Origin of the sequence: Streptomyces sp. B21-083 (genome assembly GCF_036898825.1) — a bacterium.
Lineage (GTDB): Bacteria > Actinomycetota > Actinomycetes > Streptomycetales > Streptomycetaceae > Streptomyces.
Genome location: NZ_JARUND010000002.1, coordinates 3,976,969 through 4,001,466, shown reverse-complemented (window position 1 = coordinate 4,001,466; position 24,498 = coordinate 3,976,969). Strand labels below are relative to the sequence as shown.

24 protein-coding genes are annotated in these 24,498 nt (G+C 67.7%); 19 read left to right on the top strand and 5 right to left on the bottom strand.

The features are described 5' to 3' along the window. Positions 1-16: 16 nt before the first annotated feature. From QA861_RS41940 to QA861_RS41930, 3 genes are all read right to left on the bottom strand, one after another. Entirely contained in the window at positions 17-2,359 is a 2,343-nt protein-coding gene (locus QA861_RS41940; RefSeq protein WP_334594158.1) for a hypothetical protein, read from the bottom strand. After that, a complete protein-coding gene (locus tag QA861_RS41935) occupies positions 2,356-3,273 on the bottom strand; it encodes a hypothetical protein (RefSeq protein ID WP_334594157.1) in 918 nt (305 codons plus the stop codon). Before QA861_RS41935 ends, QA861_RS41940 begins: the two co-directional genes overlap by 4 nt. Positions 3,274-3,558: 285 nt before the next feature. Continuing rightward, positions 3,559-4,272 carry a Crp/Fnr family transcriptional regulator gene (locus tag QA861_RS41930; protein WP_334594156.1) on the bottom strand — a complete coding sequence of 238 codons (714 nt, stop codon included), beginning with the start codon at positions 4,270-4,272 and terminating at the stop codon, positions 3,559-3,561. A 412-nt stretch (positions 4,273-4,684) separates the two neighbouring features. Between QA861_RS41930 and rpsL the strand changes: the two genes are divergently transcribed. The 12 genes from rpsL (at position 4,685) to QA861_RS41870 (ending at position 18,721) form a co-directional block, all read left to right on the top strand. Continuing rightward, entirely contained in the window at positions 4,685-5,056 is a 372-nt protein-coding gene (gene rpsL / locus QA861_RS41925; RefSeq protein ID WP_003948652.1) for a 30S ribosomal protein S12, read from the top strand. 2 nt (positions 5,057-5,058) lie between these two features. Then, positions 5,059-5,529, top strand: a complete 471-nt coding sequence (rpsG, locus tag QA861_RS41920; RefSeq protein WP_006376039.1) for a 30S ribosomal protein S7 — start codon at positions 5,059-5,061, stop codon at positions 5,527-5,529. Positions 5,530-5,568: 39 nt separating this feature from the next. After that, positions 5,569-7,698 carry an elongation factor G gene (fusA, locus tag QA861_RS41915; protein WP_334594154.1) on the top strand — a complete coding sequence of 710 codons (2,130 nt, stop codon included), beginning with the start codon at positions 5,569-5,571 and terminating at the stop codon, positions 7,696-7,698. Positions 7,699-7,841: 143 nt separating this feature from the next. Next, positions 7,842-9,035 carry an elongation factor Tu gene (gene tuf, locus QA861_RS41910; protein WP_334594153.1) on the top strand — a complete coding sequence of 398 codons (1,194 nt, stop codon included), beginning with the start codon at positions 7,842-7,844 and terminating at the stop codon, positions 9,033-9,035. A gap of 216 nt (positions 9,036-9,251) precedes the next feature. After that, positions 9,252-12,356: a glycosyl hydrolase 115 family protein gene (locus tag QA861_RS41905; protein WP_334594152.1), complete on the top strand. Its 3,105-nt coding sequence runs from the start codon at positions 9,252-9,254 to the stop codon at positions 12,354-12,356. 44 nt (positions 12,357-12,400) lie between these two features. Then, on the top strand, positions 12,401-13,480 hold the full coding sequence (locus QA861_RS41900) for an endo-1,4-beta-xylanase (RefSeq protein ID WP_334594151.1): 1,080 nt from the start codon (positions 12,401-12,403) through the stop codon (positions 13,478-13,480). Between the two features lie 143 nt (positions 13,481-13,623). Further along, complete coding sequence (locus tag QA861_RS41895) at positions 13,624-14,961, top strand: AAA family ATPase (protein WP_334594150.1); 1,338 nt, start codon at positions 13,624-13,626, stop codon at positions 14,959-14,961. Between the two features lie 4 nt (positions 14,962-14,965). Further along, on the top strand, positions 14,966-15,481 hold the full coding sequence (locus tag QA861_RS41890) for a hypothetical protein (protein ID WP_334594149.1): 516 nt from the start codon (positions 14,966-14,968) through the stop codon (positions 15,479-15,481). A 176-nt stretch (positions 15,482-15,657) separates the two neighbouring features. Continuing rightward, positions 15,658-15,966 carry a hypothetical protein gene (locus QA861_RS41885; RefSeq protein ID WP_334594148.1) on the top strand — a complete coding sequence of 103 codons (309 nt, stop codon included), beginning with the start codon at positions 15,658-15,660 and terminating at the stop codon, positions 15,964-15,966. A gap of 1 nt (position 15,967) precedes the next feature. Then, positions 15,968-17,173: an enoyl-CoA hydratase/isomerase family protein gene (locus QA861_RS41880; RefSeq protein ID WP_334594147.1), complete on the top strand. Its 1,206-nt coding sequence runs from the start codon at positions 15,968-15,970 to the stop codon at positions 17,171-17,173. 67 nt (positions 17,174-17,240) lie between these two features. Further along, entirely contained in the window at positions 17,241-17,852 is a 612-nt protein-coding gene (locus tag QA861_RS41875; RefSeq protein ID WP_334594146.1) for a hypothetical protein, read from the top strand. After that, positions 17,852-18,721, top strand: coding sequence for a hypothetical protein (locus QA861_RS41870; protein ID WP_334594144.1), 870 nt, complete (start codon positions 17,852-17,854; stop codon positions 18,719-18,721). Before QA861_RS41875 ends, QA861_RS41870 begins: the two co-directional genes overlap by 1 nt. A 4-nt stretch (positions 18,722-18,725) precedes the next feature. Here QA861_RS41870 and QA861_RS41865 read toward each other — a convergent pair whose 3' ends face one another. After that, entirely contained in the window at positions 18,726-19,151 is a 426-nt protein-coding gene (locus tag QA861_RS41865; protein WP_334594142.1) for an ATP-binding protein, read from the bottom strand. 140 nt (positions 19,152-19,291) lie between these two features. On the opposite strand from QA861_RS41865, the gene QA861_RS41860 reads away from it, so the two are divergent. From QA861_RS41860 to QA861_RS41850, 3 genes are read left to right on the top strand one after another with little or no spacing between them, the layout of a single operon-like run. Continuing rightward, complete coding sequence (locus QA861_RS41860; protein WP_334594141.1) at positions 19,292-20,146, top strand: helix-turn-helix domain-containing protein; 855 nt, start codon at positions 19,292-19,294, stop codon at positions 20,144-20,146. After that, positions 20,143-20,331, top strand: coding sequence for a DUF397 domain-containing protein (locus tag QA861_RS41855; protein ID WP_334594139.1), 189 nt, complete (start codon positions 20,143-20,145; stop codon positions 20,329-20,331). The genes QA861_RS41860 and QA861_RS41855 overlap by 4 nt, the downstream gene beginning before the upstream one ends. Before the next feature lie 49 nt (positions 20,332-20,380). Continuing rightward, positions 20,381-21,211 (top strand): hypothetical protein, encoded by an 831-nt coding sequence (locus tag QA861_RS41850; RefSeq protein ID WP_334594138.1) that lies wholly within the window; start codon positions 20,381-20,383, stop codon positions 21,209-21,211. 13 nt (positions 21,212-21,224) lie between these two features. On the opposite strand, the gene QA861_RS41845 is transcribed toward QA861_RS41850, so the two are convergent. Further along, the gene (locus QA861_RS41845) at positions 21,225-21,926 is read right to left on the bottom strand and encodes a hypothetical protein (RefSeq protein WP_334594136.1); all 702 of its coding nucleotides are present in this window, start codon (positions 21,924-21,926) and stop codon (positions 21,225-21,227) included. A 491-nt stretch (positions 21,927-22,417) separates the two neighbouring features. On the opposite strand from QA861_RS41845, the gene rpsJ reads away from it, so the two are divergent. From rpsJ to rplW, 4 genes are read left to right on the top strand one after another with little or no spacing between them, the layout of a single operon-like run. Continuing rightward, a complete protein-coding gene (gene rpsJ / locus QA861_RS41840) occupies positions 22,418-22,726 on the top strand; it encodes a 30S ribosomal protein S10 (RefSeq protein ID WP_003948644.1) in 309 nt (102 codons plus the stop codon). 17 nt (positions 22,727-22,743) lie between these two features. Continuing rightward, positions 22,744-23,388 carry a 50S ribosomal protein L3 gene (gene rplC / locus QA861_RS41835; RefSeq protein ID WP_334594134.1) on the top strand — a complete coding sequence of 215 codons (645 nt, stop codon included), beginning with the start codon at positions 22,744-22,746 and terminating at the stop codon, positions 23,386-23,388. Between the two features lie 7 nt (positions 23,389-23,395). After that, a complete protein-coding gene (rplD, locus tag QA861_RS41830) occupies positions 23,396-24,052 on the top strand; it encodes a 50S ribosomal protein L4 (protein ID WP_334594133.1) in 657 nt (218 codons plus the stop codon). Continuing rightward, positions 24,052-24,471 carry a 50S ribosomal protein L23 gene (rplW, locus tag QA861_RS41825; RefSeq protein WP_006376000.1) on the top strand — a complete coding sequence of 140 codons (420 nt, stop codon included), beginning with the start codon at positions 24,052-24,054 and terminating at the stop codon, positions 24,469-24,471. The genes rplD and rplW overlap by 1 nt, the downstream gene beginning before the upstream one ends. Positions 24,472-24,498: the final 27 nt, after the last annotated feature.

Below are 24,498 nucleotides of genomic sequence, written 5' to 3'. Positions count from 1 at the left end.
GGGATGTGTGTCTGGCCTAGCGGACGGGGAGTGTCGTCAGGAGGCGGGCGGACACCGCGGGTGGCTTCGCGCCGTCCTCGCCCGGCATCGTCCGCAGGAGGTGGCCCAGGCGCTGGTACTCCGCCGGGGTGGTGACCAGGGTCGGGAGCAGGGCCGCCAGGGCCCACTCCGTGGCCGTCGAGCGGTCGGCGATGAGGACCCACTCGCGCAGTACGTCCAGGGCGTGCCGGGTCGCGTTCGGGTCGTTCAGGGCCGCCCGCCACAGGAACGGGATGCCGTAGGCGGCGGCCGAGCCCTCGGTGGCGGACTGCGCGTACCAGGCGAGGACCAGCGGATGGCCGTACCGCTCGTCGTCCTGGGTGTGGCGGCAGGCGCTGACGAAGCCGCCGATGGTCAGGTCGTGCACCGGGCGGTCGTCGGGGAGGTGCAGGCGCAGTTCGGCGAGGACCGCGTCGCTGGCCTCGGAGAGGAGCAACAGGGCGACGGCCTCGCCGAGTTCGCGGGCCATCTCCCGATCGAAGTCGTCCGGGTCGGCGAGGTCCCGGTACAGGCTGCGGGCCGCGGTGCGCAGGGCGGCGAGGGCCTGCTCGGGGCGTTCGGCGCCGATCAGCGCGTACGCCCGTACGGCCACCCAGCGCAGCCGCCGGTCCTCGCCCTTGGACCACTCGTCGAGGATGCGCGGAATGTTCGGCGTGTCCAGGAGGTGGGCGAGGGTGAGCGCGTTGACGGCCACCAGGCGGTGCCGGAAGCGGTTGGAGGTCGCCCAGGGCTGGATGACCAGGGCCATGGCCGAGGGCAGGTCCGTACGGGCCAGGACGGCCACCGTGGACGCGGCCCGGGTCCGGACCAGGGGGCGGCCGTCGTCGGCAAGCCGGCGCAGCCAGTCGATCAGCGCCGGGCGCGCGGAGGGGTGACCCGTCCAGACCTCGCGCAGGAGTACGAGGGAGGCGCGGTCGTCGACGAACCGGGCCTTCTGCTGCGTCACCGGGCCCCACTCGGTGTGCTCGTCGTCCTCGTACCGCTCGGCGCGGGCCAGTTGGAGGCGCTTGCCGATGTGGGTGCCGAAGACGGGGACCTCGGGGGCACTCCCCGGCTTCTGGGTCTCCTGGAGGAAGCGGTAGAGCAGATCGCTGAGTTCGGCGGTGAGGGCGTACGGGCCGTCGTCGAACGCGGCCAACGCGACCAGGAACGCCTTGTCACGCAGATGGATCGACGACTCGTCCTCCTCGAACCACTCCTGGACCTGGTTCTCCAGGGAGATCAGGGAGAACTGGGCGACGGCGTTCTCGGTGACCTCACCGGCCGCGTACCGGCCGAGCAGCTGGGCGAACGCGGCGACCTCGCGCAGTTGGTGACTGCGGCTCAGGAACTCGGTGACGTCCGGGAGTTCGAGCAGCTTCGTCACCGTCGCCGCCTTGTCTGCGTCGTCGGTGGCGGTGGCGGTGTCCGCCACGCGGGTGCGGAGGTGGGCGGCCAGGACGTCGGCCGGGTCCGGCGGCTGCCAGGTGACGACCGGTACGTCCTCCAGGACGGCGGTCGGGCCCACCGTGACGACGAGGTAGGCGTCCAGCGCGGTGAGGCGGTCGCAGGCGGCGAGGAGGTGGTGCTCGCGGAGGGGGCCGTCGCGGCGGGTGACGAGGTCGGCGAGAACGTAGCCGCGGGGGTGGGCCGGGGTTCCTCCGGCTGCGGCTCCCACGGCCGCAGATCCGTCGGCTGCCGCGTCCGGCGCCGTGAACTTGTCCGCAAGGGTGCTCGGGTTCGTGTCGCGGTCGAGCGTGTGTACGGGGGCCGCCCCGAGCCGGCGCAGCAGCATCAGGGCGGCCGTGTGTCTGCCGGTGAAGCGGGCGCCCGACAGAACGAGGACGCGGTCGCGGCGCAGCCGGACGAGCAGGGCCTCGACGGTCTCCTCGGCGGCCACGAACGAGGCGGCGAGCCGGTCCAGCGTGGTCTGCGGGACCTCGCCGGACGTGGAGGCGGCGGCGGACGGGGCGGAGAACCCGGGTATCGCCCACTGGTGGATCTCCGTCTTGCTGCCCATGATCACGTCACCGGCGACCTGGCCGCCGCTGACGCCGTGCTGGTTGCCGCCGACCATGCTGCCGCCGAAGCGGGCACGGTCGCCGAGGTTCATGGACCGGGGGCTGTGGTCGATCAGGTCGCGCCGGGCCGACCAGGCGGTCTGGGGCTGTTCGTGCTCCTCCGACCCCTCGGAGCCCTCGGCCTCCTTGGACTCCTTTCCGTCCTTGGAGTCCTTGGAGTCTTTCGCGGCGCCGTCTCTGCCGTCCTTGCCGTCGGCGGAGGCGGACGGGGCGTCGGTGGATAAGGGGCGGGCGGCCTCCGCCGCGTCCGGGGTGCTCATGAGCCGTCACTCCCGTTACGGCCGCCCATGTTGACGTCCCCGGTGACCTGGCCGCCGCTCACGCCGGTCTGGTCGCCTGCCACCACGCTGCCGCCGATGTTCACGGCGCCGTTGAAGTTGAAGACGGGGCCCGGGGCGGGGCGGCTCTCGGGAGAGGTGCCCTGCGCGGGGACTCTCGGTGCGTCCGTCGCCTCCGGTGTCGGCGGGGCTTGTGGCGCCGGGCGGTCCCCCGATCCGCCCGGCGCCTCCCCCGCCCCCGTGCCACGGTGGTCCTGGTCGGCGGTGCCGGCCGTGCTGGCGCTGGTGCTGCCGATGGTGCCGGTCGGGGCTGCCTCGTGGCCACTGGGCAGCGGGCCGTGCAGCCAGGCCCTCATCGGGCCGTTCTTGGTGTCGACCCCGACCGGGTGGAACTCGTCGGCAGGGATGCCGGGATGGTCGTGCCGTACGACGCCGGTGTACAGGGCGTCCGAGACCATCAGCGCGAAGTCGTGGGGGCGTTCGCTCAGGGCGGCCCGCAGCAGCTGGGCGTCCAGCAGCCGGCAGGCGTTGTTCAGGTCGGTGCCGACCCAGCCGTCGTGCTTGTCCACGGCCACGTAACCGGTGGCGAGGACCCCGCGCAGTCGGATCTGGGCGGAGCTGGACGCCATGCGGTTGACGGCGCGCAACTGCGCCGGGACGTCCACGAGGAGGGCGCGCAGCAGGGCGGTGACCGGGGCGTTCGCGTCGATGAGCTCCATCACGGAGTCCCCGCGGTCGGCGCGGAGGCGGCGGGTCTCGTCGATGCCGGCGCGTTCCAGTGTGCGGTCGGTGATGTCGTAGAGCATGCGCCGCAGGTACGCCTGCTCCACGTCGTCCCGGTCGCTGAACCTCTCTATGTCCAGCAGCAGGATCGTGCGGCTCACGGGGTCGGTCATGATCGCCCTTCGACATGTGGGGGTTGCTTGCAGCAGCGTGGCGGGTGTGGGCGGTGTGCAGGGAGGGCGGATGACGCAGTCGGAGTGTGACGGGGTACACAGAAGGTGTTGCGGGGTGCGGGAAGTTGGTGCGGGGAGATGGTGTGGGCGTCTGCTGGGGGCTGCCGCCCCCAGACCCCCGCTTCGGCCCTGAAGGGGCCTCGTCCTCAAACGCCGGACGGGCTGGAGGTGCGGGCCGGCGCACACAAGGCACCCCCGGCACCCCAGCCGCCCCACTCACCGGACTCAGCCCTCCGCCGCCGCGATCCTTCGCAGGATGTCCGGCCGGCGTATCAGCAGCGCCCGCCTCCCCGTTTCCACCGCCTCCTTCTCGCGTAGTTCTCTCAGCAGGCGCTGGACCATCTCCCTCGACGCGCCCACCGAGCCCGCCAGTTCCTGTTTGCTCAGGGGGACGGAGAGTTCGATGCCCTCGGGGGTGCGGCGGCCGTGGGTGCGGGCCAGGTCGAGGAGGAGGATCGCGAAGCGTTCTCGTACGTTCATCGACGCGAACTCCAGACGGCGGCGGTCCGCGGCCCGGGTGCGGTCGGCGGTGAGGCCCAGCAGGGCGAAGGAAACCGCTGGTGAACGGCCCAGGAAGTCCTTGAAGCGTTCGTGCTCTACAGCCACCGCCCGCACCGCCTCCAGCGCGGTCACCGTGGCCGACCGGGGGCGCCCGGTGAGTGCCGACGACTCGCCGACTATGTCGCCGGGGCCGCGCAGCGCGAGGAGTGCCTCGTAGCCGTTGGCGGCCGACGCGGTGACCTTCGTCCAGCCCTGGATCAGGAAGAGGACGTGGGCGGAGGGCTCGCTCTGGTGGATCAGGGCCACCCTGGTGGCGAAATTCAGCTCGCGGCCCAGGGACAGGAGGGCCGTGCGGTCTTCTTGTTCGAGGCGGGCGAGAAAGGGCACCCGGTCGTCCAGGCCCCCGTCGTCCAGTGAGTACGCGGCCGTCCTGATCACGCTCTGCCCCCGAATCGTCGCAGCGGACGGATCAAGGTACTGAACGGGTAGGCCCGCAGGGCTGTAAAGGGCGCGATTCAGCCACCTTGGCTCGCAAGCAGCCAAAAGCAGGCGCAAGCCGCCACAAGCTGTCAAAGGAGGGCTCGTGGGCCGCTCGGAGCCCGGCGTGTCGTACCGGCCTTCATTTGTTTTGACCGAAGTCGTTGAGGTAGGTACGCTCAGACCTTGTGCCTGGGGTGTGCCCTGGCCCTCGTGTGTGCCTGCGAACCGCACGGGGAGCCGTAAGCGACCACCGCAATCTGCGTCCTTCCCGCCTCGCGGCGGGGATCTGCAGTATTCGACACACCCGACCGCGTGGGTCGGCGACGTTCCAGGTTAGCTCCACCATCGGCACACAGAAACCGGAGAAGTAGTGCCTACGATCCAGCAGCTGGTCCGGAAGGGCCGGCAGGACAAGGTCGAGAAGAACAAGACGCCCGCGCTCGAGGGTTCGCCCCAGCGCCGTGGTGTCTGCACGCGTGTGTTCACGACCACCCCGAAGAAGCCGAACTCGGCCCTGCGTAAGGTCGCGCGTGTGCGTCTGACCAGCGGGATCGAAGTCACTGCTTACATTCCCGGTGAGGGACACAACCTGCAGGAGCACTCCATCGTGCTCGTGCGTGGCGGTCGTGTGAAGGACCTGCCCGGTGTTCGCTACAAGATCATCCGCGGTTCGCTCGACACCCAGGGTGTCAAGAACCGCAAGCAGGCCCGCAGCCGCTACGGCGCCAAGAAGGAGAAGTAAGAATGCCTCGTAAGGGCCCCGCCCCGAAGCGCCCGGTCATCATCGACCCGGTCTACAGCTCTCCTCTTGTCACGTCGCTGATCAACAAGATCCTCATGAACGGCAAGCGCTCCACCGCCGAGCGCATCGTGTACGGCGCCATGGAGGGCCTGCGCGAGAAGACCAGCAACGACCCGGTCATCACGCTGAAGCGCGCGCTGGAGAACATCAAGCCGACGCTTGAGGTCAAGTCCCGCCGTGTCGGTGGAGCGACGTACCAGGTTCCGATCGAGGTCAAGCCCGGTCGCGCCAACACGCTCGCGCTGCGCTGGCTGGTCGGTTACTCCCGCGCCCGTCGCGAGAAGACCATGACCGAGCGTCTCCTCAACGAGCTTCTCGACGCCTCGAACGGCCTCGGTGCGGCCGTGAAGAAGCGCGAGGACACCCACAAGATGGCCGAGTCCAACAAGGCCTTCGCGCACTACCGCTGGTAGTCGCAACCCACATCGAGACCGAGAGAAGACCGAAGCCTTATGGCTACCACTTCACTTGACCTGGCCAGGGTCCGCAACATCGGGATCATGGCCCACATCGACGCGGGCAAGACGACCACCACCGAGCGGATCCTCTTCTACACCGGCGTCAGCTACAAGATCGGTGAGGTCCACGACGGCGCCGCGACCATGGACTGGATGGAGCAGGAGCAGGAGCGTGGCATCACGATCACCTCTGCTGCGACCACCTGTCACTGGCCGCTGGAAGACGTCGACCACACGATCAACATCATCGACACCCCCGGGCACGTCGACTTCACCGTTGAGGTAGAGCGCTCGCTGCGCGTCCTCGATGGTGCCGTCACGGTGTTCGACGGTGTCGCGGGTGTCGAGCCGCAGTCCGAGACGGTGTGGCGTCAGGCCGACCGTTACGGCGTGCCGCGTATCTGCTTCGTCAACAAGCTCGACCGGACCGGCGCGGAGTTCCACCGCTGCGTCGACATGATCAAGGACCGGCTCGGTGCCGTTCCGATCATCATGCAGCTGCCGATCGGTTCCGAGATGGACTTCAAGGGCGTTGTGGACCTGGTCCGCATGAAGGCGCTCGTGTGGTCCGCCGAGGCGGCGAAGGGCGAGATGTACGACGTCGTCGACATCCCGGCCACGCACACCGAGGCTGCTGAGCTGTACCGCGGCCAGCTGGTCGAGACGGTCGCGGAGCACGACGACGAGATCATGGAGCTGTTCCTGGAGGGCCAGGAGCCCACCGAGGAGCAGCTGTACGCCGCGGTCCGTCGTGTCACCATCGCGTCCGGCAAGTCCGAGGGCATCACGGTCACCCCGGTGTTCTGTGGCACCGCGTTCAAGAACAAGGGCGTCCAGCCCCTGCTCGACGCGGTTGTGCGCTACCTGCCGACCCCGCTCGACGTCGAGGCCATCGAAGGCCACGACGTCAAGGACCCCGAGGTCGTCGTCAAGCGCAAGCCGTCCGTGGACGAGCCGCTGTCCGCCCTCGCCTTCAAGATCATGAGCGACCCGCACCTGGGTAAGCTCACCTTCGTCCGGGTTTACTCGGGCCGCCTGGAGACCGGCACCGCGGTGCTGAACTCCGTCAAGGGCAAGAAGGAGCGCATCGGCAAGATCTACCGCATGCACGCGAACAAGCGTGAGGAGATCGAGGCGGTGGGCGCCGGCGACATCGTCGCCGTGATGGGTCTGAAGCAGACCACGACCGGTGAGACCCTCTGTGACGACAAGAACCCGGTGATCCTGGAGTCCATGGACTTCCCGGCGCCGGTCATCCAGGTCGCCATCGAGCCCAAGTCCAAGGGTGACCAGGAGAAGCTGGGTGTAGCCATCCAGCGTCTCGCGGAGGAGGACCCCTCCTTCCACGTTCACTCGGACGAGGAGACGGGTCAGACGATCCTCGGCGGTATGGGCGAGCTGCACCTCGAGGTGCTGGTCGACCGTATGAAGCGCGAGTTCCGCGTCGAGGCCAACGTCGGCAAGCCGCAGGTCGCGTACCGTGAGACGATCCGCAAGGCCGTCGAGCGTCATGACTACACCCACAAGAAGCAGACCGGTGGTACCGGTCAGTTCGCCAAGGTGCAGATCGCGATCGAGCCCATCACCGAGACCGACGGTCCGGCGTACGAGTTCGTGAACAAGGTGACCGGTGGTCGTATCCCGCGGGAGTACATCCCGTCGGTGGACGCCGGTGCGCAGGAGGCCATGCAGTTCGGCATCCTGGCCGGCTACGAGATGACTGGCGTCCGCGTCATTCTTCTCGACGGTGGCTACCACGAGGTCGACTCCTCCGAACTCGCGTTCAAGATCGCCGGTTCGCAGGCGTTCAAGGAGGCCGCGCGCAAGGCTTCTCCCGTGCTCCTGGAGCCGATGATGGCCGTCGAGGTCACCACGCCCGAGGAGTCGATGGGCGATGTCATCGGCGACCTCAACTCCCGCCGTGGCCAGATCCAGGCCATGGAGGAGCGCAGCGGCGCCCGCGTCGTGAAGGGCCTCGTGCCCCTCTCGGAGATGTTCGGCTACGTCGGCGACCTCCGCAGCAAGACCTCGGGTCGCGCAAGCTACTCGATGCAGTTCGACTCCTACGCCGAGGTTCCCCGGAACGTCGCCGAGGAGATCATCGCGAAGGCCAAGGGCGAGTAACACACCCCGTTTGCACGCTTTAGGCTTGACACCGACCGCCGGGGGAAACCCGGGAGGGAAAACCCCGGCGGACGGCATCCCAGCAAAGATCACCTGGCGCCGATGAGTAAGGCGTACCAGAACCACTCCGCAGGAGGACCCCAGTGGCGAAGGCAAAGTTCGAGCGGACTAAGCCGCACGTCAACATCGGCACCATCGGTCACATCGACCACGGTAAGACGACCCTCACGGCCGCCATTACCAAGGTGCTGCACGACAAGTACCCGACTCTGAACGAGGCCTCGGCCTTCGACCAGATCGACAAGGCTCCCGAAGAGCGTCAGCGCGGTATCACGATCTCGATCGCCCACGTGGAGTACCAGACGGAGGGCCGTCACTACGCCCACGTCGACTGCCCCGGTCACGCGGACTACATCAAGAACATGATCACCGGTGCCGCCCAGATGGACGGCGCGATCCTGGTCGTGGCCGCCACCGACGGCCCGATGCCGCAGACCAAGGAGCACGTGCTCCTGGCCCGCCAGGTCGGCGTGCCGTACATCGTCGTCGCCCTGAACAAGGCCGACATGGTGGACGACGAGGAGATCCTGGAGCTCGTCGAGCTCGAGGTTCGTGAGCTCCTCTCCGAGTACGAGTTCCCGGGCGACGACCTGCCGGTCGTCAAGGTCTCGGCGCTCAAGGCGCTCGAGGGCGACGCCGAGTGGGGTCAGACGGTTCTCGACCTCATGGCCGCCGTCGACGAGGCGATCCCGACCCCCGAGCGTGACGTCGACAAGCCGTTCCTCATGCCCGTCGAGGACGTCTTCACGATCACCGGTCGCGGTACGGTCGTGACCGGCCGTATCGAGCGTGGTGTCCTGAAGGTCAACGAAACCGTTGACATCATCGGCATCAAGCAGGAGAAGACCACCACCACGGTCACCGGCATCGAGATGTTCCGCAAGCTGCTCGACGAGGGCCAGGCGGGCGAGAACGTCGGTCTGCTCCTCCGTGGCATCAAGCGCGAGGACGTCGAGCGCGGCCAGGTCATCATCAAGCCCGGCTCGGTCACCCCGCACACCTCGTTCGAGGCGCAGGCGTACATCCTGTCCAAGGACGAGGGCGGCCGTCACACGCCGTTCTTCAACAACTACCGCCCCCAGTTCTACTTCCGCACCACGGACGTGACCGGCGTCGTGACCCTCCCCGAGGGCACCGAGATGGTCATGCCGGGCGACAACACTGAGATGACCGTTGAGCTCATCCAGCCCATCGCCATGGAAGAGGGCCTGAAGTTCGCCATCCGTGAGGGTGGCCGGACCGTGGGCGCCGGCCAGGTCATCAAGATCAACAAGTAGTTCTTGTTGGCTTGACAGCCTGACCCGGTAGCTCTCACGAGCTTCCAGGAAGGACCCGTACGACTTCGGTCGTACGGGTCTTTTCGCTTTCCCGGGCCGGTGCCTGGGCTGCTGTTACGAAACTATTCGGCACGTACGACCCGTTCCCCCCGCTGGTCACTCCCTCCACTATTTGTCATGCCACTGACCAAATTCGGGCGGAGGGGTGGGTACGTCATGTCTGGGTCCGTCAGCCGCAGGGCTGTGCTCGGTGTCGGTGCCGGTCTCGCGGCGGTGCCGGTGCTGTCGGGGGTCGCGCGGGCCGGGGAGGGCGCGGTGCGCCGCACGGACTCCGGCGCGTACGTCTCGTTCACCGGCGGCGCTTTCTCGGTCGTCGGGGCGCCGGTCGTCGTGAGCGCCGAGGACCACCCCGGAGTCGTACGGGTCGCCGGTGACCTGCGGGACGACATCGAACGCGTCACGGGCGTACGTCCGGCCGCGACCGTCGCCCGTGAGGTGATCCTCGTCGGCACGATCGGCCGCAGCCCGCTGATCGACGGTCTGATCCGCACCGGCAAGCTGGACGTCACGGGCATCGCGGGCCGCTGGGAGACCTCGCTCCAGACGGTCGTGGAGCACCCGATGCCCGGCGTCGACCGGGCGTTCGTCATCGCGGGCAGCGACCAGCGTGGCACGATCTTCGGGGCGTACGACGTCTCGTACGGCATCGGCGTCTCCCCCTGGTACTGGTGGGACGACGTACCGCCGGTCCGCCGGGACGCGGTGTACGTGCTGCCGGGCAGGCACACCCAGGGCACCCCGGCCGTGAAGTACCGAGGGATCTTCGTCAACGACGAGAACCCGGCGCTCGGCACCTGGGCCCCTCGTTTCTTCGGCCCCGGAAAGGCGCCGGGCCACCCCGGAGGCTTCAACGCGGCCTTCTTCGAGCGGGTCTTCGAGGTGCTGCTGCGCCTGAAGGCGAACTATCTCTGGCCGGCCGTCTGGGGCCGGGCGTTCGCCGAGGACGACCCGGAGAACCACGCCCGCGCGAAGGCGTACGGCATCGTCATGGGCACGTCCCACGAGGCGCCCATGATGCGGGGCATCGAGGAGTGGAACCGGCACGCGGTACCGGCGGTGCGCGACAGCGCGGGGAACATCGTGACCCCGGGCCACGACCCCTACGGGGGCACGGGGGAGTGGTCGTACCGGCGGAACGCGGCGGCCGTCCGGGCGTACTGGCGCGACGGCATCCGGCGGATGGTCGACGAGGACTTCGAGGGCGTCGTCACCCTGGGCATGCGCGGCAACGGTGACACCAGTCTGCCGGACGGTGACGGCATCGAGCTGATGCGGGAGATCATCGAGACACAGCGCGGGATCATCGCGGAGGTGACCGGGAAGCCCGTAGGGGAGACCCCGCAGGTGTGGACCCTGTACAAGGAGGTCCAGCGGTACTGGGACCGGGGGCTGAGGGTCCCCGGCGATGTCACCGTCGTCCTGACGGACGACAACTGGGGCAACATCCGCAAGCACCCGGACCCGGCGGAGCCGGCGAGGAGCGGCGGCTACGGCCTGTACTACCACTTCGACTACGTGGGCGTCGGCCGCAACTACAAGTGGGTGGACACCACAAACCTCCAGAACCTCTGGGACCAGCTCCACCAGGCCCACGCGTACGGGAACCACGGCCTGTGGGTGACGAACGTCGGCGACCTCAAGGGCAACGAACTCCCGACCGAGTTCTTCCTCGACTACGCCTGGAATCCGGTCCGTTGGGACTCGGCGAACCTGGAGGAGTGGGAACGGCGGTACGCCCGCCAGAACTTCGGCGCCGAACACGCGGCGGCGATCGCGTCCGTCCTCGCCGAGTACGGACAGCTGCAGGCCCGCCGTAAGCCGGAGCTGCTGAACCGCCGCATCACCCTGGACCCGGCGAAGGACCCGACAAAGGACGAGTCGGCGATCGTGTACGACGACCAGGAGACCCCCTTCGCCTTCGGGCACCGGGAGTTGGAGCGGGCGACGGAGGACTGGCGGTGGCTGGGGAAGGAGGCGGAGCGGGTGCGCGGGCGGCTGCCGGCCGGGGTGCAGGACGCCTGGTACGAGCTGGTCGGGTACGCGGTGGAGGCGACCGCCAACCTGTACGCCCTGCGCGAGGCCGAGTTCGAGAACCTCCTGTACGCCGCCCAGGGCCGCGCGGCGACCAACGACCGCGCGACGGAGGCCGAAGCCGGCCTGGAACGGGACTTCGCACTCGCCGACCGCTTCAACCACGCTGTGGCGGGCGGCAAGTGGGAGGGCTTCCAGTCCCAGCCGCACATCGACTACGGCGACATCGAACGGTACGGGCCCAACGCGCCCTGGCAGCAGCCCGAGAAGGACAACGTGGCGATCCCGGATGTGCTGTTCCCGGCGGTGCGGCGCCTGGAGCTGCCGCTGGCCGGGGAGCTGGGGGTGTCCCTCGACGGGTCCGAGGACTCGGGGGAGTGGTGGCCGAAGGGATCCTCTGGTTCGGCCGCGCTACCGGTGTTCAGCCCGTTTCAGACGCGGCCCGACCAGTACGTCGAGGTGTTCAACCGGGGGCGTACGCCGTTCGAGTACCGGGTGGAGTCGTCGGAGCCGTGGCTGGTGGTGGACCGGCCGAGGGGGCGGGTCGGGCAGCAGGTGCGGTTGAGGGTGCGGGTGGACTGGGCTCGGGTGCCGGACGGGCGTAGCAACGCCTCATTGACGGTGTCCGGTGCGGGGGCGTCGGTGACCGTCGCGTGCGTTGCCGAGAAGCCTTCGCGGAGGGTGCGGCGGGGACTGCGGGGGTTTGTGGAGGCGGGCGGTTACGTCGCGATCGACGCGGACAACTATGCGCGGGCGGTGGGTGGTTGGCGGCGGCTGGACCGTGTCGGCCGCACCGGCGCGGGGATGACCTCGTGGCCGGTGACAGCTCCGCGCCGCACGCCGGGTGGGGCCTCGGCACGGCTGGAGTACGAGGTCAGCCTGCTCTCGGCGGGGGAGGTGACGGTGTGGGCGTATCTGTCGCCGCGCAACCCGACCCTCCCGACGGGCGGGCTGCGCTACGCGGTCTCGTTCGACGAGGCGGAGCCGCAGCAGGTCGACATCCACGCGGTCACGGGTGCGGACGACGGCCGGATGAACAAGCAGTGGGCCCGGCACACGTCCGACAACGTGAACCTGACGGCGACCAGACACACGGTGGCCGCTGCGGGCGTCCACCGGCTGAAGTTCTGGGTCGTCGACCCGACGGTGGTGGTGCAGCGGCTGGTGATCGACACGGGCGGGCTGACACCGACGTATCTGGGACCGCTGCAGAGCCGCCGCGTCCGCTGAGCACGAGCAGGCCATGACACCAACACCGAGTGAGGGGACCGTACATGAACGTCTTCCGCATGCCCGTTTCCGTGGCGGTACTGGGCGCGACGCTGATGATCACCGGCGCGGTCGCGCAGCCGGCGTCGGCTCACCCCGGCCCCGGACCCGGCCCCGTCCCGCTGAGGACGCTGGCGGCCGGAACCGGCGTACGCGTCGGCACGGCCGTGGACATGGCGGCGCTGGCCGACGACACGACGTACCGCACGACGACCGCACGGGAGTTCAACTCCGTGACCGCCGAGAACGCCATGAAGTGGGAGTCGGTGGAGCCGACCCGAGGGACGTACGACTGGCGGCAGGCGGACGACCTGGTCCGTTTCGCACGGGCGCACGGGCAGGCGGTACGCGGCCACACGCTGGTGTGGCACAACCAGTTGCCGGGCTGGCTGACGGCAGGCGTGGCGGACGGCTCGATCGGGGCGCAGGAGTTGAGGGGGATACTGCGGGACCACATCACCAAGGAGGTGAAGCGGTACAAGGGCAGGATCTACCAGTGGGACGTGGTGAACGAGGTCTTCGAGGACGACGGTTCGTTGCGCGACTCGATCTGGCTGCGTGAGCTGGGCCCGTCCTACATCGAGGACGCCTTCCGCTGGGCCCACGCGGCCGACCCGAGGGCGAAGCTGTTCCTGAACGACTACAACGTCGAGGGCGTCAACGCGAAGTCGACGGCCTACTACGACCTGGCGAAACGGCTGCGGGCGAAGAAGATCCCCGTCCAGGGCTTCGGCATCCAGGGTCACCTGGCCATCCAGTACGGCTTCCCGGGCCAGGTCGCCGAGAACCTCGCCCGCTTCGAGAAGCTGGGCATGCAGACGGCGTTCACCGAGGTCGACGTACGCATGATCCTGCCGGTGGACGACACGAAACTGGCGACGCAGGCCGCGTACTTCCGGGGGCTCCTGGACGCGTGTGTCCAGGCGCGGCGGTGCACCTCGTTCACGGCGTGGGGGTTCAGCGACAAGTACTCGTGGGTGCCGGGAGTCTTCGACGGGCAGGGCGCGGCGACCCTGATGGACGAGGGGTTCGCGCGGAAGCCGGCGTTCACGGCACTGGGGGAGGGGCTGGCGGCGGGGGCCTGACGGTTCTGGGGGGTGAGGACTCTTACGAGTGATCGTGCGGTATGGGCGGGTGCCGTTGGACGGTTCGCGTGAGCTGCTGCTTAGCTGGTGGGAGGACAGTGCCCGGCCTGTGTGAGTAGCGACGCGTGTGAGAGAGGTGCCCGGTGGAGACTCCCCGTCTGGAGGAGGTACGCCTGCACTCCTTCAAGAGCTTCACCGACCAGGTGCTGCCCCTGCAGAACCTCACGGTGCTCATCGGGCGCAATGGGAGCGGCAAGTCCAATGCCCTGGACGCGCTGACGGTGCTGTCCCGGCTGGCGTCGGGGGAGTCGGTGAGGGACGCGCTGGACGGGCCTCGGGGCGGTGGTGAGGAGCCGATCCGAGGTGGGGCGGAGGGGTGCGCTCCGCTGGGGCAGAGCTGGTTTCGGCTCGGATGCCGGGTGCGGTCGGGGGAGGAGGTCTTCGACTTCGATGTGGAGATCGAGGTCTCGCCGGACGTTCGTATCGTGGAGGAAGTGCTGACGTCCGTGACTGGCGTGCGCTACGGGCAGCGTCGGCTCGGTCGTCGTTCGATTCTGGTCAGAGGCGACGGGTCCACCAAGTCTGGTGATCTTGTCCTGCGCCACTTCACTGGCCGGACGAGCCCGGGACCGAGCATTCCGGCCTCCGCCGACAGGTTGCTGACCAGCCAGGTTCCGATCTTGGTGCCCGCGACCACGGAGGCGGCGAGGGTAGTGCACCGGGGTGCGCAGGTCGTCCTCAAGGCGCTGCGGGAGGTGTTCCTGCTGGACCCGGTTCCGCACCTCATGAGGCAGTACGTCAACGCCCGCGACACCGAGCTGAGGCGCAATGCCGACAACCTGAGCGCGGCGGTCGCCGGTCTCGAAATCACCGACCCTGTCGCCTTCGGCCGACTCACGGAACTGGTCGCCGGCATGCCCGAGTATCCGGTCCGCCGGATCAGCAGCGTCGGTACGGACCTGGGCGACGTGCAGTTGGTGCTGCGTGAGGCGGGATACCACGGGTCCGAGCACGATGTCCCGGCCCGGCTGCTGAGCGACGGAATGCTGCGTTTTTTGGCCTGCGGCACGGCGTTGCTCAGTGCCCCCATCGCCGACGGTGGTGACGAACATGCCGCAGCGCAGCGGCATTTGGTGGTCGAGGAGATCGAGAACGGTCTGTATCCCACCCAGGCAGCGCGGGTACTACGCCTGATGAAAGAGGAGTCGGAGCGCCGCCGCATCGACGTACTGTTCACGACTCACAGTCCGGCGCTCCTCAACTCCCTTACCGCGCAGGATCATTCGGGTGTCATCGTGTGCAGCAGGGACCCGGAGTCGGGAGAGAGCCGCCTGACCCGGCTGACGGAGCTGCCCGGGTACGTGGACCTGCTCGCGGCCGGTGATCTGGGGGACGCGGTGACCAAGGGCCGTCTGCCTGATGCCGTGCGACCCCGGGACACGGAAGTGACCGGCGTCGAGGACTTCCTGAGGAGCCTGTGAGCACGTGAGTGTGAGCAAGCCGTCGCGTAGGCCCGGCCTCCAGCTTCCTGTTGTCGATTTCCTGGACACCTCGGTCTTCGTGGAGATCCTCGACGTGCCCTTCATGAACGATCGCCGCGCGGAGGTAGTGGCGGAGATGGACGCCCGTCTCAAGGCGGGCGTGCGCTTCGTGCTCCCTACGGCGACCGTGGTGGAGACCGGCAACCACGTCTTCCAGATCAAACAGGGCGAAGCGCGTCGCCGCTGTGCGGACTCGTTCATGAGGCTGCTGCGCAAGACCGCGCTGGGGCAAGCTCCGTGGGTCCTGCACGAGCGCACGTGGGACGGGCCGTTCCTGGGCGCCCTGTGCGACGGCGGCAGCACGGGCATGAACCTCACCGAGCATGCCGCGCGTCAGCAACTGGGCACCGGTGACCTGAGCATCGTGGCGGAACGGGACCTGTACGCGGCCAGGGTGCAGGCGGAGGTCCGTATCTGGACGCTGGAGGCGACGATGGGGACGTGGGCGGAACTGCCCTGAGCTGCTTCTGGTCCCCGGGGGATGTGAACAGGCGCCAAGCCGCTGTCAATTGCCGGACAAGAATTCGCAAACTCATCGGTGCGAAGCAGGTTCAGCGTGGCGAGGCGATGACCCCACCGATAGCTTCAGTTTCTTGATCGTACTGATGTTTACGGGGGCAACTGTGGAGCGTAGTTGTGAGTGACCTGCGTCTCGACGACACCATATTCGCGGACCTCAAGAAGACCTTCTCCTCCATAAGCGACCGCATGGAGGCCACCCGGCGCAACCTGCGCAGCGCGGACGCCTCATGCGTCGGCGAGAGCGGACTGGTCGAGGACGTGCAGGACTTCGCCGACGACTGGGGCTACGGCATCAAGCAGCTCGGCAAGCACACCCAGGGTGCCGTGAAGATGATCGACAAGATCGCCGAGACCTTCGACGGGCTCGACCTGGAGCTGGCCGAGTCCCTCAAGGCCGCCAAGGCCTCGAAGAAGGGCAAGTGACGTGGCCGGCCAGCGGATCGTCCCGCCGAGCATAGGTTGGGACCCCACCCCGGGGGATGTCGAGGACACCCGGGAACTCGCCAAGCGGCTCGGCAAGCTGGCTAGCGAACTGGGTACGGCACTCGGGGAGTTGGAGCGAATCGAGTGCGGCGCCTGGAAGGGCAAGACCGCGGTCGCCTTCACCGAGTACATAGGCGAGGACGTCACCCCGCTCATCCGCAAGAGCCATGACTCCTTCGACAAGGCCTCGCGCGCCCTGCACAAGTGGGCTGGCGAGCTCCAGGAATTCCAGGACGAGACGGACCGCCTGGACAAGTCCGCCAAGGAGAAACTCGACGCCAAGTCGGACGCCGAAGCCAAGGCCGCCGGCAAGGGCAGCGACGACCTCGCCAAGACCTCCAGCGCGGTCAACGGAGTCATCCAGAAGGTCCACGAACTCGAAGACCGCTACCGGCGAGCCGCCGGCCACATCAGCAAGGAGCTGGACAAGGCCGCCGACATCGCCCCCGATGAGCCCGGCTTCTGGGACAAACTCGGCACGGGGATCGCCGACGCGTGGGGTGCCACCGGCGACTGGCTCAAGGACCACGCGGATCTGATCAAGGAGATCGGCGACGTACTGAGCCTGGTCAGCAGCGCCCTGGGTGTCCTTGCCATCATCACCGCCCCCTTCGAGCCGATCGGCGCGATCTTCGCCGCAGCGGCGATGATCACGAGCGGGGCCGCGCTGTTGTCCCACGTGGTGGCCAAAGCGGCAGGTGCGGACGTCAGTTGGGCCGACATCGGGTTCGACGCGCTGGGGACCCTGCCTGGTGTGAAGGGGCTCACCGGGACTGCTGAGCTGGTCAAAGGTGCCGATTCCACGGTGCGTGCTGCCGAGCTGGGCCGGGGTCTTGTCGGGACGAAGAACGCCAGCAAGCTGTTCGTTCTCTTCGGTCCGTCGAAGCTTGTCCCTGTCGTAAAGCTCGGCGACGAGGGTGGCCGTATTGCTCTCGCCGTCGAGAGCGGACTGCAGAACGTCCGCAAGGGCCAGTGGCTCGGCACTCAGGGCATCAACCTCGTGGGATCCAAGCTGCCGTTCATCAAGAGTGCCGAAGACATCATCGCGCCGATGGGGAAGGCGGGCCGCGCCCTGGACGCGACCATCAAGGGGGCGCTCACCGGCAACAAGGCGCACACCATCGCGACCAACGACTATGGGAACTGAGCACCACGGTATGGACAACGCGGAAGAACTCCGGGCGCTAGGCGTGGAAGGTGTGGCGCTGCCGCCCATGAGTATCCGCCTGCCCGACGGAATGCACGCGATCGAGGTCTCCGCGGACGGGGTCGAACGGACCAAAGCCGTAAGGGAGTTGGTCCGGGAGATCTACCCGCAGGGCGACGAACCCCTGTGGGAGGCGATGAGTGCTCTGTACGGTGCCACGGCACAGGAGATGGCATCGGGCGGCGTCTCGTTCTTCGGTATCGGGCTGTACGACATCGGGGACGGCGGCGGTGTGGCGCACTGCTCGCTCACCGTGGCGGTGTTCGAGTCCGGGGCAGCGGACCCGGACGTCGTCGCTCAGGGCATCTTCGCGACGCTGGGCCCGGACCCCCTGCGGGACGTGACGTGGCTGGACCTGCCCTGTGGACCGGCGGTGTCGGTGATCTCCTTCCGCAAGCTCGTCGTGGACGGCCAGTACACGAAGAGCGGAAGCGACGAGGAACTGACGATGGGGCAGATCCAGGTGCACGTCCCCTTCTCGACGGGCCCCTACACCGCTGTGATCACCTTGGACACGGCCTCTGTGGAACAGTGGGACGAGTTCACGCACGCCATTGCCGGAATCGTCGGATCGCTGGAATTTTTGGAATCCCCCAGCACAGGAGAGATGACGTACTGATGGCCTGGAATCCCGCCGCCGACGAGGATCAGCTCTTCCGTATCACCGTCAGATTCGCCACTGGTGTGGCTCCCGCGGTCGCCGGCAGCAGATGGTTCCGGGACACCGAGCGCAACGACATCCAGGGTGAGCTGACCGGATGGCCTGTCGGCCCCGTCTTCACTCCGCGCACGGCGAGCGACCAAACCGCGCGCCGGGTGGGCCGCGGCTTCCTCTTCGCCATCCCGGTGATCGCGAACATCATCGCCAACATCGGCGGAGCCGGAGGCTCACCCTTCAGCAGCGGTGCCGGATCGGGCAAGCCGGAAGAACCGGAGAACGAGGTCGACGACTTCCCCGTCATGTGGGCCGCCCCCGGCACCCTCGCCCGTACGGTGCCGTGGGAGCTCGATCCCGGGCGCAGCCCCGAGGGGTACGTCACCGATCTCGTGCTGACCAGTCGACGACTGCTCTTCCTCGACGAAGTCGGCGTGCTGGCGGAGTTTCCCCGGGAATCCATCGCCGGGGCCCGGCAAATGGAGTTCAGCCGGATCGGTGCGGATATGCGGATCACGTTCGTCGATGACTCCTGGATTCGCCTCTTCACGGGTAACCCGACAAACGCTGAGAGGCTCGCCGGGATTCTCAGTGGAGCCGTCCAGGCAGTTCCCGAAAGCGCCCTCACGGAGGCACAGCGCGAGCGAGTGTCCCGTTTCATGGCCAACCTGCGCGGCGCGGTACAGCCGCCCGTGTTCACCAGGTACCCCAGCGGGATCGTCCGCGCAGAAGTCTGCCTTCGTTCCAAGGGTGGAAAGGATCTCGTCGACGTGACGGGGATCCTGATGGACGACGAGGGCGAACCTGCTCCCCCGAAACCAGGCGACCTGTAGGCCCTCACCCCACCCCGCACTCCGCCCAGACCGTCTTCCGAGGACGCGGTCCCAACCCCACTCCCCACCGGTCCGCCAGCGCCTCGACGATCACCAGCCCCCGCCCCGACTCGCTGTCCGGCGCCGCCTCCCGTACCCCCGGCAGCAGGTCGTCCCGCGTGTCCGTCACCTCGATGCGGAGGGTGGCACCGATGACGTACAGCATGAGCCGGAAATCGCGACCAGGTACGCGCCCGTGGGTCACCACGTTCGCCGCGAGTTCGGCGACGAGGTGTTCTGCGGGGTCCAACGGGAGCCCCCAGTCGCGCAGTTGCTGAGCTGCGAGCACACGGGCCTGCCGGGCGCCACGAGGCGTGGGCGGCAGAAGGGCGCTGAAGTTGCGGATGTGGCCGGTGTGTTGGGTCCGGTGATCGGCGATTTCCTGATTCATGTCACTCAGAGTGGCCGACCGTGCTTGCCTTGACGTGCGGTGACGCCGGTGCGTATCCGCGCTGTCCGATTCTTGTCTCGCTCTGTCTCGGCTGTCTCGGATGACCTGCGGGTACGGGTGCGCGTTGGAGGTGGGTGGGCATGAACAGCGAAAACGAAGGTGTGGACGAGTCCGGATGGGACCTCGAACCCGGTGACGAGAGTGCGCCGTTGATCGAGGCGGTCGGGCGACTCGTCAGGTTCTGCCGGGAGCAGGCCGGGATGCGGGTGGCCGACTTCGCGCAGGCGATGGGGTACGGCGAGGACATGATCCGCAAGATCGAGCGCGGGGCGCGGATTCCGAGGGTGGAGTTCTTGGACCGGGCCGACGATGTCCTGAACGCGCATGGGCATCTGCGGGCGTTCATGGAGGACGTGGAGAGGGCTCAGTACCCGAAGAAGGTGCGTGAGCTGAAGCAGATGGAGGATCGGGCCGTTGAGATGCTGCTGTACAGCAACCACAACGTCCACGGGTTGCTGCAGACGGAGGAGTTCGCGCAGGCGCTGCTCGGAACATGGCGGCCCAAGCTCTCGGTGGAGGACCTGGACCGGGCAGTCGCGGGGCGCATGGCGAGGCAGGCCATCTTCCAGCGGGAGCCTGCTGCGGAGCTCAGTTTCGTCCAGGAACAGGTAACTCTTGAACGCCCGGTCGGCGGGACAATGGTGCTGCGCCGACAGCTCCAACACCTGCTGGAAGTAGCCCAGTTGCCGAACGTCGAGTTCCAGGTGATGCCGACGGCGCGCGCGGACCACCCGGGAACAAGCGGGCGCATCCAAGTGCTGAAATTCGGGGACGGTACGGGAGCCGGGCGCACCGACGACGAGTTCGGCGGACGACCGGTCTCCAGCCCGAGGCAGCTCCAGATCCTCGAACTGCGGTATGGCATCATCCGGACTCAGGCGCTCTCCCCGGGGGAGTCGCTGGCCTTCATCGAGCAAGCGCTGGGAGCACTATGAGCGCCACGGAACTCCACTGGTTCAAGAGCAGCTACAGCGACAGCAGCAACCCCAGCGACTGCGTCGAGATAGCCACCGCCCCCGCTGCCGTCCACGTCCGTGACTCCAAAGCCCCCGAGGGCCCCCGCCTCACCCTCGCCCCCACCACCTGGGCCGAGTTCATCCCGTACGCGTCCGGCAGTTGATCACACCGGTGTAGCCTTTCCGATTCCTTTACACATCGGAGAGGTCTGAATGAACCGAAGACGCACCGCCGCCGTGATCGCGACAGCCGGAGCCCTCGCGCTCTCGGTGCTCAACGCCCCGGCCGCGCAGGCGAAGGACACGGGCATCGTCCTGTCGGACCTCGTCATCAACAACGGCAAGCCGGTCGTGGTCGGCACGTCGCGGGTGGTGGAACCGCTCATCAGCTTCAACATCGCCCTGCCTCCGGGATACGACACAGACCACCCGTTCCGCTATGACGCGGAGCCCTTCATCTACCGGGGAGGTATGACGGAGGCGGTCAAGACTGGAGAGGACTACATAGGGCCTGGCGGTTACACCTGCTACGAGCTCAGCCTCAAGAGGGCCCATTGTGAGGGCAACCTGTACATCGACCCCCATCCGTCCCAGGATCACGTGGACTCCAACAGCGACGCCACCAAGTGGAAGATCGCCGTGCTGCTCCGTCTATGGAAAGCCGACGAGATCACCATCGCGGCTCAGGAGTACGAGACGAGGCCCGGATCCGTCTCCCTCCGCCGCGCCGCCAAGCTCTCCGTCGCCGACGCCACCCCCGAGCCGGTCGCCAAGGGCAAGAAGGTCACCGTCTCGGGCAAGCTGACCCGGGCGAACTGGACCACCAAGAAGAACGACGCCTACGCCGGCAGCACGGTCGCTCTCCAGTTCCGTGCCCAGGGTGCGACCACCTTCAAGACGCTCAAGAAGGTCACCACCAACAGCGCGGGCGCCCTCCGTACCACGGTCACCGCCTCCACCGACGGGTTCTTCCGGTGGGTGTACCTCGGCAACACGACCACCGGCACCGCTACCAGCGGCCAGGACTACATCGACGTGCGCTGATCGTCGTACGACGTCAGTGAGTGAGCCGTGGTCCCAGCAGGGGGAGCAATCGCTCCCGCAGTAGTCGGCGGGCCGGGTCCCAGGATGTCCACAGGAGTTTGTGGTGGGTGCCGTCCGTCATGGCCACCTCCAGGCCGGAGGTGGCCAACCCGCCGTGCAGGCGGGCCGCGCTCATCTGCGCGAACAGGATCAGCTTGTTCGTGGGATGGGTGGCCAGGACGGTCTCCGGGTCGTGGGCGATGAGCCGGTAGGGGTCCCGCGGGGTCAGGCCGGAGCCGCCGGAGTTCACCAGCGTCGTCAGCAGACCGCTGCGGACTCGCAGCAGGCCATCGGGGAGCAGCCACAGCTCCCCGTGGATCCAGTCCAGCCAGCCGGTCGTACAGGTGCTGGTCAGCAGGCGGGCCTGCACCAGGCGTACGCGGGAGGCGCGGGCCACCGATTCCGTCAGCAGCGCGCTCCACGCGTCGAGGGACGAGACCCGGTGGCGTTCTCCGGCAGGCTCGGCCGCCGAGAGGAAAAAGACTCGCGCCCGGCCGGCTCCGTGCAGTTCCACGGTGAGCTGGACCTGCCAGGACGGGGACTGGATCTGTACGGCAAGGGCGTCTGCCTCCCTTGCCCACAGGACGTCCGAGACTCGCAGGCCCTCCGCCCGCCACGCTCGTATGTGCCACTCCAGGCGCGCCGCCGCCCCGTTCAGGTCCATGTCGTACGTCACACCGGGATCATGGCCGATGCCGCGAGGTGCGGGGACACGCGTGGTCAGGTTTGACCTTCGTCACCCTGCGGGTATTGTCTCCGGCCCGATTGGCGGAGCGGCTGCCCCGTATGGCAGACTGTCCGAGTTGCTCGGTCGAGTTGTCGATGCTGCGCGCCTCCCGCCGGGAGGACCGAAAGCGAGTCCCACAGTACTCGTCGCCCAATCTGTCGTAAGGCAGCGCTGGGGCGGACGTACGGGAATCTTTCGGGAAGTGTCAGTGCGGCGCCGGCCAGGCACCCGGTGGGTTCGCGTCAGGAGAATTTGACGCAGTCGCCCCCGGCCCGCGGTTCCGGAAGGGCCGTGCTTCCCGTGCAGGGACGTCTCATATGGGACATCCATGTCGGTGAGAGCGCGACACACCCGACCGCGTGGGTCGGACAAGCGGGCGAATGGTGAGTACGGAACACCGGGTTCCAGAGCGTACGAAGAGACAGGACTACTGAGTAGCCATGGCGGGACAGAAGATCCGCATCCGGCTCAAGGCCTACGACCACGAGGTCATCGACTCCTCGGCGAAGAAGATCGTCGAGACGGTGACACGCACTGGTGCGTCGGTCGCGGGCCCGGTGCCGCTGCCCACTGAGAAGAACGTGTACTGCGTCATCAAGTCGCCGCACAAGTACAAGGACTCGCGCGAGCACTTCGAGATGCGCACGCACAAGCGCCTGATCGACATTCTCGACCCGACGCCCAAGACCGTTGACTCTCTGATGCGACTCGACCTCCCGGCCGGTGTCGACATCGAGATCAAGCTCTAGGGGACGGTGATCTGAGAATGGCTAAGCAGATCAAGGGCATCCTGGGCGAGAAGCTCGGCATGACGCAGGTGTGGGACGAGAACAACCGTGTTGTTCCCGTCACCGTCGTCAAGGCCGGTCCGAACGTCGTGACCCAGGTCCGTACGAATGACTCCGACGGCTACGAGTCGGTCCAGATCGCCTTCGGCGAGATCGACCCTCGCAAGGTGAACAAGCCCCTCAAGGGTCACTTCGCCAAGGCTGACGTCACCCCCCGCCGCCACCTCGTCGAGATCCGTACCGCTGGTGCCAGCGAGTACACCCTCGGCCAGGAGATCACTGCCGAGACCTTCGAGGCCGGCATCAAGGTGGACGTGACCGGCAACAGCAAGGGCAAGGGCTTCGCCGGTGTCATGAAGCGTCACAACTTCAAGGGACTCGGCGCCGGCCACGGTGTCCAGCGCAAGCACCGCTCCCCCGGTTCCATCGGTGGCTGTGCCACCCCTGGCCGTGTCTTCAAGGGCATGCGCATGGCGGGCCGCATGGGTAACGAGCGGGTCACCACCCAGAACCTGACCGTCCATGCCGTTGACGCGGAGAAGGGACTGCTGCTCATCAAGGGCGCTATCCCTGGTCCGAACGGCGGCCTCGTCCTGGTCCGCACCGCGGCCAAGGGGGCCTGAGGTACCGATGAGCACTGTTGACATCCTTTCGCCCGCTGGCGAGAAGGCCGGAAGCGTCGAGCTCCCCGCGGAGATCTTCGACGTAGAGAAGATCAGCATCCCGCTGCTTCACCAGGTCGTCGTCGCACAGCTGGCCGCTGCCCGTCAGGGCACGCACAAGACCAAGACCCGCGCCGAGGTCCGTGGTGGCGGTAGGAAGCCCTACCGTCAGAAGGGCACCGGCCGCGCCCGTCAGGGTTCGACCCGTGCGCCGCAGTTCGCAGGCGGTGGCGTCGTCCATGGCCCGCAGCCGCGTGACTACTCGCAGCGGACCCCGAAGAAGATGAAGGCCGCGGCCCTGCGCCACGCCCTCACCGACCGGGCCCGTAACGCTCGCATCCACGTCATCACCGGCGTGATCGAGGGCGACACCCCCTCCACCAAGGCCGCGAAGAGCTTCCTCGGCAAGGTCAGCGAGCGCAAGAACGTGCTCCTGGTCATCGAGCGCTCCGACGAGGCCGGGCTGCTTTCCGCCCGCAACCTGCCCCAGGTGCACATCCTGGACCCGGGCCAGCTGAACACGTACGACGTTCTCGTCTCGGACGACGTGGTCTTCACCCAGGCCGCTTTCGAGTCCTTCGTGTCCGGCCCCAAGGCCACTGACACCGAAGGGAGCGAGGTCTGATGGCGATCCGTCACCCCGCCATTGCCTCCAAGGCGGCCAAGGTCGCCAAGGCCGCGCGCGTCGCCAAGGCGAAGCGCCACGAGGCCGAGGGCAAGAACACCGTCGTCACGCCGATCAGCAAGTCGTTCACGGACCACCGTGACGTCCTGCTGAAGCCGGTCGTGTCGGAGAAGAGCTACGCGCTCATCGACGAGAACAAGTACACGTTCATCGTCGCTCCCGGCAGCAACAAGACCCAGATCAAGCAGGCCGTCCAGGCGGTCTTCTCGGTCAAGGTCACCGGGGTCAACACGATCAACCGCATCGGCAAGCGCAAGCGCACCAAGAGCGGTTTCGGTAAGCGCGCTGACACCAAGCGCGCGATCGTGACCCTCGCCGAGGGCGACCGTATCGACATCTTCGGCGGTCCGGCCGCATAAGCGGGTCGGATCGTCCGATATCGGACG

Coding starts and splice junctions, on each gene's coding strand:
- QA861_RS41865 (WP_334594142.1), bottom strand. CDS start 19,151: ATGAATCAGGAAATCGCCGATCACCGGACCCAACACACCGGCCACATC.
- rpsG (WP_006376039.1), top strand. CDS start 5,059: ATGCCTCGTAAGGGCCCCGCCCCGAAGCGCCCGGTCATCATCGACCCG.
- QA861_RS41875 (WP_334594146.1), top strand. CDS start 17,241: ATGAGTATCCGCCTGCCCGACGGAATGCACGCGATCGAGGTCTCCGCG.
- QA861_RS41905 (WP_334594152.1), top strand. CDS start 9,252: ATGTCTGGGTCCGTCAGCCGCAGGGCTGTGCTCGGTGTCGGTGCCGGT.
- fusA (WP_334594154.1), top strand. CDS start 5,569: ATGGCTACCACTTCACTTGACCTGGCCAGGGTCCGCAACATCGGGATC.
- rplD (WP_334594133.1), top strand. CDS start 23,396: ATGAGCACTGTTGACATCCTTTCGCCCGCTGGCGAGAAGGCCGGAAGC.
- QA861_RS41900 (WP_334594151.1), top strand. CDS start 12,401: ATGAACGTCTTCCGCATGCCCGTTTCCGTGGCGGTACTGGGCGCGACG.
- QA861_RS41855 (WP_334594139.1), top strand. CDS start 20,143: ATGAGCGCCACGGAACTCCACTGGTTCAAGAGCAGCTACAGCGACAGC.
- QA861_RS41940 (WP_334594158.1), bottom strand. CDS start 2,359: ATGAGCACCCCGGACGCGGCGGAGGCCGCCCGCCCCTTATCCACCGAC.
- QA861_RS41935 (WP_334594157.1), bottom strand. CDS start 3,273: ATGACCGACCCCGTGAGCCGCACGATCCTGCTGCTGGACATAGAGAGG.
- rplW (WP_006376000.1), top strand. CDS start 24,052: ATGGCGATCCGTCACCCCGCCATTGCCTCCAAGGCGGCCAAGGTCGCC.
- QA861_RS41870 (WP_334594144.1), top strand. CDS start 17,852: ATGGCCTGGAATCCCGCCGCCGACGAGGATCAGCTCTTCCGTATCACC.
- QA861_RS41860 (WP_334594141.1), top strand. CDS start 19,292: ATGAACAGCGAAAACGAAGGTGTGGACGAGTCCGGATGGGACCTCGAA.
- rpsJ (WP_003948644.1), top strand. CDS start 22,418: ATGGCGGGACAGAAGATCCGCATCCGGCTCAAGGCCTACGACCACGAG.
- rplC (WP_334594134.1), top strand. CDS start 22,744: ATGGCTAAGCAGATCAAGGGCATCCTGGGCGAGAAGCTCGGCATGACG.
- QA861_RS41850 (WP_334594138.1), top strand. CDS start 20,381: ATGAACCGAAGACGCACCGCCGCCGTGATCGCGACAGCCGGAGCCCTC.